This window comes from Shewanella sp. 3_MG-2023 (assembly GCF_030548765.1).
In the GTDB taxonomy this organism is placed as follows: Bacteria; Pseudomonadota; Gammaproteobacteria; order Enterobacterales; family Shewanellaceae; genus Shewanella.
In genome coordinates, this window is sequence record NZ_JAUOSH010000017.1 from 1 (window position 1) to 13,679 (window position 13,679).

General features: G+C 40.7%; 13 protein-coding genes and 1 pseudogene. 2 read left to right on the plus strand and 12 right to left on the minus strand.

Translation table 11 applies throughout. The features are described 5' to 3' along the window. A pseudogene (locus tag Q4591_RS11040) lies at positions 1-239 on the minus strand (hypothetical protein); the annotation flags it as partial. 314 nt (positions 240-553) lie between these two features. On the opposite strand from Q4591_RS11040, the gene Q4591_RS11045 reads away from it, so the two are divergent. Both Q4591_RS11045 and Q4591_RS11050 read left to right on the plus strand, forming a co-directional pair. Beyond that, entirely contained in the window at positions 554-1,510 is a 957-nt protein-coding gene (locus tag Q4591_RS11045) for a tRNA-dihydrouridine synthase (RefSeq protein WP_102519480.1), read from the plus strand. Positions 1,511-1,843: 333 nt separating this feature from the next. Next, positions 1,844-2,206 carry a TraR/DksA C4-type zinc finger protein gene (locus tag Q4591_RS11050; RefSeq protein ID WP_241904123.1) on the plus strand — a complete coding sequence of 121 codons (363 nt, stop codon included), beginning with the start codon at positions 1,844-1,846 and terminating at the stop codon, positions 2,204-2,206. On the opposite strand, the gene Q4591_RS11055 is transcribed toward Q4591_RS11050, so the two are convergent. The 11 genes from Q4591_RS11055 to cysE all read right to left on the minus strand — a co-directional run bounded on the left by Q4591_RS11055 (position 2,195) and on the right by cysE (position 13,672). Beyond that, positions 2,195-2,413 (minus strand): hypothetical protein, encoded by a 219-nt coding sequence (locus tag Q4591_RS11055; protein ID WP_303461074.1) that lies wholly within the window; start codon positions 2,411-2,413, stop codon positions 2,195-2,197. The genes Q4591_RS11050 and Q4591_RS11055 overlap by 12 nt on opposite strands. Positions 2,414-2,602: 189 nt before the next feature. Next, entirely contained in the window at positions 2,603-5,452 is a 2,850-nt protein-coding gene (locus Q4591_RS11060) for a TonB-dependent receptor (RefSeq protein ID WP_303461076.1), read from the minus strand. Between the two features lie 810 nt (positions 5,453-6,262). Continuing rightward, a complete protein-coding gene (ndk, locus tag Q4591_RS11065; RefSeq protein ID WP_102440383.1) occupies positions 6,263-6,694 on the minus strand; it encodes a nucleoside-diphosphate kinase in 432 nt (143 codons plus the stop codon). Between the two features lie 445 nt (positions 6,695-7,139). Then, entirely contained in the window at positions 7,140-7,475 is a 336-nt protein-coding gene (gene fdx / locus Q4591_RS11070) for an ISC system 2Fe-2S type ferredoxin (protein ID WP_076542310.1), read from the minus strand. Positions 7,476-7,483: 8 nt separating this feature from the next. Then, complete coding sequence (hscA, locus tag Q4591_RS11075; RefSeq protein ID WP_102440389.1) at positions 7,484-9,346, minus strand: Fe-S protein assembly chaperone HscA; 1,863 nt, start codon at positions 9,344-9,346, stop codon at positions 7,484-7,486. An 89-nt stretch (positions 9,347-9,435) separates the two neighbouring features. Continuing rightward, on the minus strand, positions 9,436-9,960 hold the full coding sequence (gene hscB, locus Q4591_RS11080; protein ID WP_102440390.1) for a co-chaperone HscB: 525 nt from the start codon (positions 9,958-9,960) through the stop codon (positions 9,436-9,438). A gap of 60 nt (positions 9,961-10,020) precedes the next feature. Further along, complete coding sequence (iscA, locus tag Q4591_RS11085) at positions 10,021-10,344, minus strand: iron-sulfur cluster assembly protein IscA (protein ID WP_102440391.1); 324 nt, start codon at positions 10,342-10,344, stop codon at positions 10,021-10,023. A 14-nt stretch (positions 10,345-10,358) separates the two neighbouring features. Further along, complete coding sequence (iscU, locus tag Q4591_RS11090) at positions 10,359-10,742, minus strand: Fe-S cluster assembly scaffold IscU (protein ID WP_076542320.1); 384 nt, start codon at positions 10,740-10,742, stop codon at positions 10,359-10,361. A 39-nt stretch (positions 10,743-10,781) separates the two neighbouring features. Continuing rightward, positions 10,782-11,996, minus strand: a complete 1,215-nt coding sequence (locus tag Q4591_RS11095; RefSeq protein ID WP_102440392.1) for an IscS subfamily cysteine desulfurase — start codon at positions 11,994-11,996, stop codon at positions 10,782-10,784. A gap of 79 nt (positions 11,997-12,075) precedes the next feature. Continuing rightward, positions 12,076-12,537, minus strand: a complete 462-nt coding sequence (gene iscR, locus Q4591_RS11100) for a Fe-S cluster assembly transcriptional regulator IscR (protein ID WP_076542338.1) — start codon at positions 12,535-12,537, stop codon at positions 12,076-12,078. A gap of 313 nt (positions 12,538-12,850) precedes the next feature. Then, positions 12,851-13,672, minus strand: a complete 822-nt coding sequence (cysE, locus tag Q4591_RS11105) for a serine O-acetyltransferase (RefSeq protein WP_102476087.1) — start codon at positions 13,670-13,672, stop codon at positions 12,851-12,853. Positions 13,673-13,679: the final 7 nt, after the last annotated feature.

The following is a 13,679-nucleotide window of genomic DNA, read 5'->3' on the forward strand; positions in this document are numbered from 1 at the left end:
ATATCGCCGCCGCATTTACCTTCACCGCATTTGCCTTCTTTGGCTTTTTTCATATCGCCGCCGCATTTACCTTCACCACACTTGCCTTCTTTAGCTTTTTTATCGCCGCCATCTAACTGATAACCTGAATTCATTTGCTCAAAACCAAATGGATTAGCCTCTACAGACGTAGATACGCCAGCGGTTAATACGACTGCACCTAATGCCAATGCGACTGTTGTTTGCTTTACTGAGTTCATAATAATTTCCTTAAATTCAAACTTAATAATGATGACCAACAACAAACAGTGCTGGCTTACAGATGAATAGACCTACAACCTGCTACTTTTATTTCACATTAATTGATCTAAATCATCATTTTTTATTAAAAATATTGCTAGAGAAGTTCTCTAATGATTAAGGATAGGACAAAATATTCATCTATCAACTTGATATAAAAGATTAAATATGCAGTTGCAGCAGATAACAGTGAATTCAAATACTTGAAATGAATTTGTATAAAAAATTAAACTCGCTAGAATAGCGCTCCTTTTATAGTTAACCAGGTAGTACTGTGCACGTAGTCTTAGCTCCGATGGAAGGCGTCATTGATGATTTGATGCGAGAAATTTTATCTGAAATCAACCCTTATGATTTGGTGGTAACCGAATTTGTGCGGGTGATTAATCAGTTACTTCCTGAGAAGGTTTATCATAAATTATGCCCTGAGCTGCGTAATGGCGGCTTGACCGCATCAGGCACCCCGGTAAGAATTCAATTATTAGGGCAACATCCGCAAGTGATGGCAGAAAACGCCCAGCGCGCCGTCGAGCTAGGCTCACGCGGTGTTGATGCTAACTTTGGCTGCCCTGCTAAAATGGTTAACCGCAGTAATGGCGGCGCAGTATTACTGCAATACCCGGATAAGATTCACGATATAGTCAAAGCAATGCGTGATGCAGTACCAGCAGATCAACCTGTTACTGCTAAAATCCGTCTCGGTTACGAAGATAAATCATTATTTATGGAAAACGCTATCGCTGTGTATGAAGCGGGTGCTACCGAGCTTGCTATTCATGCTCGCAGTAAGACTGACGGTTACAAGCCGCCTGCTTATTGGGAATACATAACCGAGGTGCGTGAGCGTTTACCTATCCCTATTATTGCTAACGGTGAGATTTGGAATAGTGATGATGCTAAGCGCTGTATGGCAGTTACAGGCTGTGACAGCATAATGCTGGGGCGCGGGGCAATGTCTCTGCCAAACCTTGCTGCCACCATAAAAGGCGTTGAAGCGCCTTACACTTGGTCACAAACGCTAAATTTGTTACTGAACTACACCCAAAAGCAGTTGGTTAACAAGAAAATTGATTATTACCCTGCCCGAGTAAAGCAATGGTTTACTTATTTGAATAAACAGTACCCTGAAGCTGATGTGTTATTCAGAGAGCTCAGAGTGCTTAAAACGGCTGAAGGTATCATTGCCATTTTAGAAAAAGCCCATGAACAACAGTTAGCGACTAACGGCTAACTTAAGCAGTCTTTTTAGCATTAACAGCTTTCATTAACTGAGAACTCATTTCTGTGATGGGTTTTCGGTTAAACAAACTGCATAATTCTTTTTGAGTCAGCAATTTGCCCCGATACAGACCATCATTGAGCTATCCCCTTCGCTATCTTGCTTAATTTACAGCACAAAATATAAGATTTTGCGCGTTTAGTTACCTACTTAGTTCACACTATATAAATAAAGCCTAATACTGAAATCCTAAATTAACTCTCAATTGATCTCCATCATAGTAAGCATATTGATTAACGGTAGACTGGATAACCAGTGAAATGAACAAACTAATTAGGTGATCTTGTGAACACTCAAGACGTACAACAAATATTATTGCAACGAGAAGCACAGTTAAAATATGAACTTGTACATCAATTAAACCAACAAACTCAGCCTTCTGCTCAAGTTCAATTTAATATGAGTTTGACCGAGTTGATTGAACTCATGAGTGAGCAGCGATTAACTGACACCCCTCTATTTGGACAACTAACCCGTCTTGATGCCGCTCTTTGCCAGCTTGAACTTGGCCTCTATGGTTTATGTTCTGACTGCGAGTCTGACATTGAAGCGGAGCGGTTGGCCGCCGACCCCACAGAGCAGCGCTGTGCTCATTGTGCAGAAAAATACCATCAGCAACATCGCCATGAACTTAAATTAAGTCATTAATTGGCCTGTATTACTATTGTCAGTTAAGGCACTTGATTGCTCGTACTTTCCATAACGATCAGCCATGAAAACATCTACATTTGCAGGTAGGCCTAATTGAATCTCGGTATTGGCTACGGTGTGACCACGCTCAGGATTCATATCATCACCTCCGGTGATAACTCCAGAAGCAAATTTTGGTTCAGACTTTTGCTTGAAGTTAATCATTTCATATTCAGCACCGACGGGTATAGCTAAGCTGAATTATCATTATCAACCAAAAAGTACAGAGTTAAAACGTATAAAAAATCATAGAAATAGCAAGTAATCGATAGAAAAAACAAAACCCCAACCAAATTAATGGATGGGGTTTTTAATTAAGAGAAATAAATTATCTTAATAACGATAGCAGCTAGCTTAGAACTTTACGCTTGCTCTAACGAAGAAATAACGACCTAGTACATCATAAGTATAAGGATCGGTATTAGAGTCATTATTACCACTATAGTAAGGTGGCTCTTCATCTAGTAAATTGTTCACGCCACCAGATAATCTAACATTGTTAGTCACATCGTATGATGCTGAGATATCGTGATAAACGATTGAATCAACAGACGGTGCATAACAATCAGCTGGGTCATCTTTACAGGCAAATGAATCCATACCATCAATGTAACGTGCTTCGTATGTAGCTGACCAATCATCGCCAGAAGCTTTTATGTTGAAGTTAGTTTTCAATTCAGCGTATGCGCCAACACCACCTGTAATGAAGCCTTTATAATCAACAGCATTACCGTCTTGGTCAAATTCTTCGTAAGTATCTAGGATAGAAGTATCAAGACCAGCTCTCCAATCTAAACCAAGTGCATCGAAGGTATAAGCAATATTGATATCGTAACCAGCTGTGTTTGTTTCACCGATGTTTTGTAAACCATTGTCAAACTTAATGCGACCCGTGCCATCAATTGAGATATTAGCTGATTGACATAATGCTGTGTCATTGTTGATGGTATTTTTATTAGCATCTAAACACTGGTTAGCAACGTAGTTAGAATCAACTGAAGTAATCGTGTTGCTGATTTGAATATCGTAGTAATCAACTGTTAGTGATAAACCGTCAACAAAGCTAGGAGAATACACTAAACCAACAGTGGTGATATCTGCTTCTTCAGGTGTTAGAAGTGGGTTACCACCTACGGTCACTTCAGCCTGATCCTGTTCAGTAGCATCATGCTTAATTGCATCGAATGATGGTGACTTACCGCCATATAACTCATCAACTGTTGGTGCACGGAATGCTGTAGATTGCACACCACGAAGCATTAAGTCATCAAATAAACGCCAAGTTAAACCCAGCTTCCAAGTATTGTCAGAACCAAAAGTACTGTAATCGAAGTAACGGATAGCGGCACTTAAATCTACTTGCTCAGCGAATGGAAGCTCACTTAATAATGGGATAGCTAATTCAGCGTAAATTTCATTAACATCGAATGAACCGGCCGTAGCTTCAACACGTGGGTCGTTCGCTAAACCTTGAGCAGTTAATGAATCAGGCGTGTAGTGAGCAGATTCTTTACGGAATTCATAACCCGCAGCAAAGCCCATAGTACCGGCGGGTAAATCAACAATATCGCCAGCAATTGATGCAGCTGCAATATCTAACTCGCTGCCACCAGAATTGACTTCAGTGTAAATGAACGGAGCAATGCTTTCACCTTCCCATGAAGACTGTAGGAACGGGTCAAAGTTGCCTTCTATAACAGCATCGTTGATTGAACCAATGTTGTGTAAATTTGCTAAGGTATCAACTGAATCATTCTTACCTTTATTGTAAGAAGCATCCCAAGTCCAACCATTGTCAAACTCACCTTCAAGGCCGACAACTAACCTAACGGTATCGACAACTTGAGAGAAATCACGTGAGCCAGACTCTACCATACGACGACCGTAATCAGCTGCTTCACCTTCTTGAAGAAGACCTATCAACTCAGGGTTCATCCAGCTTGAATCATAAGTCCATGCTGAAGCATTCCAAATTGGCTGAGGTGCCATTTGCTGTTCTGACCAACGCTTTGAGTACATCGCTTCAGTAAAGAACAAAATGTTATCTGAAAGCTCGTAAGTACCAGACATACTTAAATTTAGGCGTTCCATTGGTGTCGATAAGAAACTGTCTTTTGAGTAATTATATTTATCTTCATTCTCAAAGTCATGATACTCGCCACCACGACCACTAAGATCTGCAATTTTACGACTACCCCAGGTATCATCTACGCCAGAATCATAATATTGTGAACTTGAATCCGTTATGCTATTCCATGTTTGAAAAACAGTTTGATCTTTTCCATCATCGTCCATCCATACAGAGCCATCATCATTAAGACGTTGGACATAGCTGCCGTAAAAACCAGAATCTCCACGACCTGTAATTAGATTACCGTCATCATCGACATTTGTCTTAGTCATGTCGTGGTTTTGGTTACCCCAAATGTGGCCGCCTTGAGCATAAGAACTACCACCACAGTAAACTGCACTACCATCAGTGGTTTCGGTGATAGGACAATCAGAGAAGTCACGATCGGCTTGACTTGCATCGCCACGCTTAGTGTACTGCGCGTTGATTACAATGTTACCTTTATCGAAAGTATTACCCATAGTGAAGTCAATGCTTGACTCATCAGCATCGCCTTGACCAGAGATACCAGTCTGAGCATTTAACTCAAAACCATCAAAATCACGTTTAAGAATAACGTTGACAACACCAGCAATGGCGTCAGTACCGTAAACAGCTGATGCGCCATCTTTAAGTACTTCAACACGTTGGATCATTGAAACAGGGATAGTGTTTAAATCAACTGAAGATGCAGCACCTGTTCCAGATGCAATCATACGACGGCCGTTAACAAGAACTAAGGTACGGTTAGAGCCTAAACCACGTAAGTTAACACGTGAGTTACCGCCTGAGCCATTGTTCACGGCTGCGTTAGTCATTGCGCCGCCAGAAGAGGTCATTTTTTGTAACACGTCATCAATAGAAGTGGCACCAGAAGCAATAATTGCTGATGCGTCAATAACGGTTAACGGACTAGCCGATTCCATATCGGTACGTTTAATGCGAGAACCAGTAACGGCAATACGCTCTACTTTTTCAACTTGAGCTTCTTCTGCAGCGCTAACAGAAAAAGTTGAAGTTGTTGCAACTGCAGTTGCAGCTACAGTTAATAAACCACGGCGTATAGCCTTAGCAGTTAAAGATAATGAACTCATTATTATACTCCCTTCGTTATGTTCCAAATAAAGCCATAACGTTATATTTTTTATTCTTTAGGTTAATAGATTTTATTAACTAAGAGCAATATTGTTAAATAAAAACGAATTAGTCAACATCTTTTACAAATAAATAAACAACCACTTGAGCATCTATATACAAAACAAGTAAGTAATAATTACATAATAAGTAAACCTTTTATTTACAACGCCTTATGTTTAAAAAAACAAACAATGTTACCGCCAACCGATACTAATGTTACCAGGATGTAATCGGTAACATTAAAAAGGTTCGATAAACGAACAGCTCAGCTTAAATAAATAGATTAAACACCAATTAAAAGTAACACCAAGATCATATAAATCAACACTTATAACAAACCATTAACCTAAGTAACCTTTATTTATTATAGTTTAATTTTATTTCATTATTAAGTCGCCCTTTAAAATTAACATTTAGATAGCATTTTAGTTCAATCTCTTCAGTCAAAAGTGCGTTTGGTTTCAATTTTGTATGACTTTTCACTTGGCGATAGTGAAATATATCTAGCTTAATCTTGATAGTTCGAACTGGACTTTGGACTTGGAACTTGGAACTTGGAACTTCGGGCCTGGGGCTTGAGACGATGAAGTAAAAGTTAGAATGGGGTTTTATAGAAGAGTAATTTTACTGAGTTGTTATGGCTGGGGTGATAATTACGAAGTAAGCAACAAGCTTGGGTAAGTCAGAAATAAGGGCATCTCTACGTTGCTGGATAGACAGGCATAAAAAAGGAGCCATAAGGCTCCTTTTTAAAATCAATGTAGAATTTAGCGTGTGCGTGCACACAACTCTTCTGCACTGAAGAAGTAAGCAACTTCACGTTCAGCAGATGCTACAGAATCAGAACCGTGAGCAGCGTTCTCATCGATGCTTTCTGCGAAATCTGCACGGATAGTGCCTTCAGCAGCTTCAGCTGGGTTAGTCGCACCTAAGATTTCACGGTGAGCTAGAACAGCGTTTTCACCTTCAAGCGTTTGAACCATGATAGGACCAGAAGTCATGAATGCAACTAAAGCACCGAAAAAAGGACGCTCGCTATGTTCAGCGTAGAAACCTTCTGCTTGCTCTTTAGTAAGGTGCACCATTTTAGAAGCGATGATCTTAAGACCAGCAGTTTCAAAACGGTTGTAGATAGCACCGATGTGGTTTTTAGCAACTGCATCTGGTTTAATAATTGAAAAAGTGCGTTCGATCGCCATTGTGAGCTTCCTTTAAATAACAAATATATTTTAAAATTCGCGCGGATTATACGTAATTTAGCCTGTAATGCATAGTGTTATCGGCGTCACATTATAAAAATTTAACCATGTGACCAAGGTAATAGTAAAATTGTGATAAAACGCATGCTCGTGAGTAACCTCTTAATAATAAGCCGTTTAATATTTCTGCAGCATAGCCTCAAAGGGGCTCAAGGATCTTGCAACGAGCGTAGCCTACTGATGTATAAAATCATCTTGGCTCAATATGGACAGCTTATAGGCGAAGAATAAAGCAAAATTGTCGTTAATGATTAATAGCGCATAATCGTGTTAGCCTAAGCAGGCTGCAAAAAAGCAGCGGCTATGTCGAGACATAGAACCGCTGCTTTGAAATAACGCTATAAACTGTTATTAGCTAAAAAGCAGTCAGTACTAGTGAAGTAAACTAGCCTTCACTGACCATATTAATAGTATATTTAGGTATTTCGATAACCATATCGGTATCAACCACTTTAGCCTGACAAGCTAGACGACTTTCAGGCTCTAAACCCCAAGCTTTATCTAGCATGTCATCTTCCAATTCATCACTTTCTTCTAGCTCATCAAAGCCTTCACGGACGATACAATGACAAGTGGTACAGGCACATGACTTTTCACAAGCATGTTCAATATGAATGCCATTTTTTAAAGCAACGTCTAAAATCGTTTCGCCTATTTCTGCTTCAAGAACTGCTCCATCAGGACACAGCTCTTCATGGGGTAAAAATACTAACTGCGGCATTTGTTCACCTATATATTATCGACAGACTGGCCTTTCAGTGCTGTTCGAATTGAATTATCCATACGACGATTAGCAAACTCTTGGGTTTGTGCATCTAACGCTTCAATCGCTTTTTCAATCGCGTCAGTATCATCGCTTTGAGCGGTCACTTGTAACTGTTCAATGGCGCTATAAATAGCACTGCGCTCTTGCTCATTTAATAAGTCCGCATCTTTTGCTAATGCTGCGGTTAGTGTTTCCACTACTCGAGACGCTTCAACTTGCTGCTCAGCTAGCATACGACGGCTAATGTCATCTTTAGCATGCTTCATTGAATCTTTCAGCATAGTCGCTATTTCAGAGTCAGATAAACCAAATGAAGGTTTAACCTGAATCGTGGTCTTCACTTCGGTTGATTTTTCCATAGCGGTTACGCTAAGTAAACCATCTGCATCCACTTGGAAGGTCACGCGAATATGCGCAGCGCCGGCTGCAAGTGCTGGAATACCATTTAAGGTAAAGCGCGCTAATGAGCGACAATCGTCAACCATTTCACGCTCGCCCTGCACCACATGAAATGCCATCGCCGTTTGACCATCTTTAAAGGTGGTAAACTCTTGAGCTCGCGCCACTGGAATGGTGGTGTTACGGGTGACGACTTTTTCAATCAGCCCACCCATAGTTTCGATACCCAAAGACAATGGAATAACATCAAGTAATAATAAGTCAGATTCTGGTTTGTTACCCACCAAAATGTCAGCCTGGATCGCAGCGCCAATGGCAACCACGCGATCAGGATCGATTGAGGTTAACGGGGTTTTCTTAAAGAAATTTTCAACTTGTTCACGTACTAAAGGCACGCGAGTTGAACCACCAACCATTACAGTTTCGATAATCTCATCAGTACTGACATCGGCATCACGTAACGTGCGGCGACAACTGGCAATGGTTTTTTTCACCAGTGAACTGATCAATGTTTCAAAATCAGCTTTAGTCACTTGTGTTTCTACGCGCTCAGCATTATCTAACGTAATCGATGCTATGCAGCTCTCAGATGTGGTTAAGTGCTCTTTAACTCTTCTCGATTCAATCAATAATTGACGTGAAAGCGTGGCAGACAAATCAGTTAAACCAAAAGCTTGCTGTAGATGTGCTTGCAATAAATGGTCAAAGTCATCACCACCTAACGCAGAGTCACCACCAGTGGCTAATACTTCAAACACGCCGCGATTTAGGCGCAGTATTGAAATATCAAATGTGCCGCCACCTAAGTCGTAAATGGCAATCACACCTTCTTGTTTTGAATCTAAACCATAGGCAATTGCTGCTGCCGTTGGCTCATTGAGTAAACGTAATACTTTAACACCTAATAGCTCTGCTGCATCTTTAGTGCCTTGACGCTGGGCATCATCAAAATAAGCCGGTACGGTAATCACCACACCTTCAAGATTGCCACCTAATGTCAACTCGGCGCGAGCAATAAGAGGCTTTAAAATTTCAGCCGAGACTTGCACGGGGTTAACAGCACCAAAAGCAGTATTAAAAATCGGTAAGCCATTGTCACTTGAGCTAAAGTCGTAGGGTAACTGTTGCTCTTTTGCTTGAATATCAGCAAGGCTTCTACCCATAAAACGTTTTACTGAAACAATGGTATTTTTAGGATCTTGGGCAGATTGTGCTTGCGCATTAACACCAACATCAATAGATTCGGCATTATAATGGACCACAGAAGGAAGAGAATGCTGTCCGTTATCATCAACTAATGTTGATGCTTCGCCACTTCTAACAGCCGCTACTAAAGAGTTTGTGGTACCTAAGTCGATACCAACAGCGAGACGATGCTGATGGGGCGCGGCGCTTTGACCGGGCTCAGCGATTTGAAAAAGGGCCATAGTAATCCAATAGTTTATTAGTGAACATTCATCGATTAAATCAAAACAAAATGCTCTGTTAAAAACAGAGCATTAAGTTTACCAATCCATTAGTCTAGTAATGAATCTTCAATTTTAGCGAGTTCATCTTGCAATTTTGCCATAAATTTTAGCTTTCTGATCTGATCTGCCGCTAATAAATTATCATTATCGGTGTCTTTAACCAGTAAAATAGCAAGGCTTTGCGAGAGTGACTTTTCAAAATCAGCAAAAGAGTCAAATAAGTCACTGATTAAGTCGTCGGGTTGCTGGCTGTGCTCGATATCTTCTAATGCTTCACGCCATTCCATCTGCTGCATTAAAAATGCAGTGTCTTTAACTGTGGTGGTTTCATGGCTTATATCAATACCACGAAGGCTCAATATGTGTTCGGCACGTCTGAGCGGATTCTTGAGAGTCTGATAACCATCATTAACTTGTGCAGTACGCTGCACGGATAATAATTTTTGTTGCTCAGATCCATTAGCGAATTTATCGGGATGAACCGCCCGTTGCAGTTCGCGGTAGCGTTCTGCAAGTTGGGCGATATCGATATCAAAGGAAGGTGAAAATTGAAATAACTCAAAATAATTCATTGGCAGATATCATGCTCTTTGATTGGTGATTTGCGATACAAGCTTCATAGTATAGATTAACTAAACAGTGAAACTTTCACCACAACCACATTCACCTTTGGCATTAGGGTTGTTAAATTGAAAACCTTCGTTTAGGCCTTCTTTAACAAAATCTAACTCTATACCTTGCAGATAAATAAAGCTTTTGGCATCTATGATGATATTTACGCCTTCGATGTCATAAACTTCATCGTCGTCATTAATTTCATCGACAAACTCGATGACATAAGCCATACCTGAACAACCAGATGTTCTTAACCCAAGGCGTAAACCTAAACCTTTCCCACGATTTACTAGAAAAGATTTAACTCTATCAGCCGCAGCTGGGGTCATTGTAATTGCCATCTTAACTCCAGGTATTACTTATCTTGCTTTGATTTGTACTCATCCAACGCTGCTTTAATAGCATCTTCAGCTAAAATTGAGCAATGGATTTTAACTGGTGGAAGCGCTAACTCTTCTGCAATGTCTGCATTTTTAATCGTAGCGGCTTCTTCAACAGTTTTGCCTTTAACCCATTCTGTTACTAATGAGCTTGATGCAATGGCACTACCACAACCATAAGTTTTGAATTTAGCATCTTCAATGATGCCATTCTCGCCTATTTTAAGTTGTAATTTCATTACATCACCACATGCGGGTGCACCTACCATTCCGGTTACCACTGATGGATCATTTTTATCAAATGAACCAACGTTACGTGGATTTTCATAATGTTCGATTACTTTTTCGCTGTAAGCCATAACAATTCTGCTCCGTTTATCGCTATCGATAATAATGTATTAGTGATGTGCCCATTGAACTTGATCAAGGTCGATACCATCTTTGAACATCTCCCATAATGGAGACATTTCACGTAATTTACCGATAGATTCATCAATTACTTTAATTGCATGCTCGATTTCTTCATCAGTGGTAAAACGACCGATTGAGAAGCGAATTGAGCTATGTGCCATTTCATCATTTAAGCCTAGTGCACGTAATACGTAACTTGGTTCTAGGCTTGCTGAAGTACATGCAGACCCTGATGAAACCGCTAAATCTTTAAGCGCCATCATTAATGACTCGCCTTCAACAAAGTTGAAGCTGACGTTGAAAATGCCGCAATAACGTTGCTGCATGTCACCATTAATATAAGTTTCTTCAATATGTTTAATGCCATTCCATAACTTGTCACGTAGACGAAGGATACGGGCACTGTCTTCAATCATATCTTGCTTAGCAATCGCGGCTGCTTCGCCTAAACCAACAAGTTGATGTGTCGCTAATGTACCACTACGCATACCACGTTCATGTCCGCCACCATGCATTTGTGACTCTAAACGGATACGAGGCTTACGGCGCACATATAATGCACCTACGCCTTTAGGCCCATACATTTTATGGCCAGAAATTGAAATCAAATCAACTTTAATTGCTTGTACATCAATCGGTAATTTACCAGCACTTTGTGCTGCATCCATATGGAAGAAAATACCTTTTGAGCGACATAATTCGCCAATGGCTTCGATGTCTTGAATCACACCAATTTCATTGTTTACATGCATGATGCTCACTAAAATAGTGTCTTCACGCATGGCAGCTTCAATCACTGACAATGCAATTAAACCGTTTGCACTTGGTTCAAGGTAAGTGACCTCAAAGCCTTCACGTTCAAGCTGACGACATACATCTAACGTTGCTTTATGTTCTGTCTTGCTAGTGATGATGTGCTTGCCTTTCTTGTGATAGAAATGCGCAATACCTTTAATGGCAAGGTTACTTGATTCAGTCGCACCAGATGTAAATACAATTTCACGGTGATCAGCGTTGATTAAATCTGCTACTTGGTTACGAGCAATATCAACTGCTTCTTCGGCTTGCCAACCATAACGATGAGAACGAGATGCTGGGTTACCAAACACACCGTCCATTGTCATAAATTGCACCATCTTGTCGGCAACGCGTTTGTCGACAGGGGTTGTTGCGGCATAGTCTAAATAGATAGGAAGCTTCATCATACACTCCGTACTGAGTAGCCCAAAGGAGGCTACTAACAACGTACATATAAATAGTTATCAATATATGAACAGGAAATTATAAACTAACTCTATGTTCATTCTGCATTTCATCTTGCTTTAGTGAGATAAATTGAACATCTCGTTTGTGCATCAATCCAGCAAGTGTAATGCCATCTAAGAAATCTGAAATTTGTTTACTTAAGTCACCCCATAGCGAATGGGTTAGACAGCGGGTGCCACTTTGGCAGTTCCCTTTTCCCTGACAACGAGTCGCATCGACAGACTCGTCAACAGCATGGACAACCATGCCTACAGAGATATCATTGGCTTCTTGGCCTAGGCGATAACCGCCACCAGGACCACGCACGCTTGATACAAGACCATGTTTACGAAGCTTGGCGAAAAGTTGCTCAAGATAGGAAAGCGATATCCCCTGTCTCTCAGAAATATCCGCTAAGGGAACTGGCCCGGTAGCTGAGTGAATTGCAACGTCCAGCATAGCTGTCACTGCGTAGCGACCTTTTGATGTCAGTTTCATAACGTTATTTGCTCCCATAAACCATAGAGCAATTTCACCATACCCGAGTATTTTAGTCAAGTATTTAACCAAGTAATTTACTCAAGTATTATCTCTCGTTCACATCTAACAATTTAGGTCTTAAAATTTGCAGGGCTATTTAACCTTTTTATAGTGCAAGATTCAATGCCAGCGAGCCATTAAAAGCCCTAATTTGTGATAAATTCGTCCTACTTTTACAAAAATGCTTCAGTTGTTAAAATTTGCAGTACAGAAATAAAAAATCGACACCCAGATAAGTGGGTGTCGATTGTGTCATTTTCAAGTCTACTGATTATATAATCGGGTCAAACTTATCAATTTCTTGAGTACGTTTTTCAGCCGCTTCTTGTTCAGCTTCAGTAAAGTCGTCAACATTCAACTCTGGTAGCTTTTCAGTACAGACTTCACCGCCCATGGTTTGCACCGCTTGGCAAATCTCTTGTACTTTAGAGTCCATTAAATGCATATGATCAAGCATTTGCCCAATGGCACTGGCAACAGGATCTGGGTTGTCTGGCGACACTGCATAGGCATCAAAGCCGTATTTTTTCGCCATGGCGCTTCTACGCTCAGTTTGTTCTTTCGATTGCGCTGAAGGACTTGATACCACACGGCCAGGTATACCCACTACAGTAGTGTCTTTAGCAACATCTTTAACCACTACTGAATTTGAGCCAACTCTTGCGCCATCATGCATCGTAATAGGCCCCAGAATTTGTGCCCCAGCACCAACCACCACATTATTTTGCAGTGTTGGGTGACGTTTTCCCGCTTGCCATGTTGTGCCACCTAAGGTAACGCCATGATAAAGCGTACAATCATCACCAATTTCGGCTGTTTCACCAATCACAACGCCCATACCATGATCGATAAAGAATCGACGGCCAATAGTCGCACCAGGATGAATTTCGACCCCTGTTAACCAACGCGAAAAAGTAGACAAACATCGAGATAGCAGACGCCAATTTGCATTCCAAAGCTTGTTACTGATGCGATGGATCCAAATTGCCTGCATACCAGGGTAGTTCATTAATATTTCGAAACTACTGTTCGCCGCGGGATCGCGGTGATATATAGATTCAATATCTTCTTTTAGTCGCGCAATCACGCCCATATAACAA

Coding starts and splice junctions, on each gene's coding strand:
- Q4591_RS11055 (WP_303461074.1), bottom strand. CDS start 2,413: ATGATTAACTTCAAGCAAAAGTCTGAACCAAAATTTGCTTCTGGAGTT.
- Q4591_RS11060 (WP_303461076.1), bottom strand. CDS start 5,452: ATGAGTTCATTATCTTTAACTGCTAAGGCTATACGCCGTGGTTTATTA.
- ndk (WP_102440383.1), bottom strand. CDS start 6,694: ATGGCGATCGAACGCACTTTTTCAATTATTAAACCAGATGCAGTTGCT.
- fdx (WP_076542310.1), bottom strand. CDS start 7,475: ATGCCGCAGTTAGTATTTTTACCCCATGAAGAGCTGTGTCCTGATGGA.
- hscA (WP_102440389.1), bottom strand. CDS start 9,346: ATGGCCCTTTTTCAAATCGCTGAGCCCGGTCAAAGCGCCGCGCCCCAT.
- hscB (WP_102440390.1), bottom strand. CDS start 9,960: ATGAATTATTTTGAGTTATTTCAATTTTCACCTTCCTTTGATATCGAT.
- iscA (WP_102440391.1), bottom strand. CDS start 10,344: ATGGCAATTACAATGACCCCAGCTGCGGCTGATAGAGTTAAATCTTTT.
- iscU (WP_076542320.1), bottom strand. CDS start 10,742: ATGGCTTACAGCGAAAAAGTAATCGAACATTATGAAAATCCACGTAAC.
- Q4591_RS11095 (WP_102440392.1), bottom strand. CDS start 11,996: ATGAAGCTTCCTATCTATTTAGACTATGCCGCAACAACCCCTGTCGAC.
- iscR (WP_076542338.1), bottom strand. CDS start 12,537: ATGAAACTGACATCAAAAGGTCGCTACGCAGTGACAGCTATGCTGGAC.
- cysE (WP_102476087.1), bottom strand. CDS start 13,672: ATGGGCGTGATTGCGCGACTAAAAGAAGATATTGAATCTATATATCAC.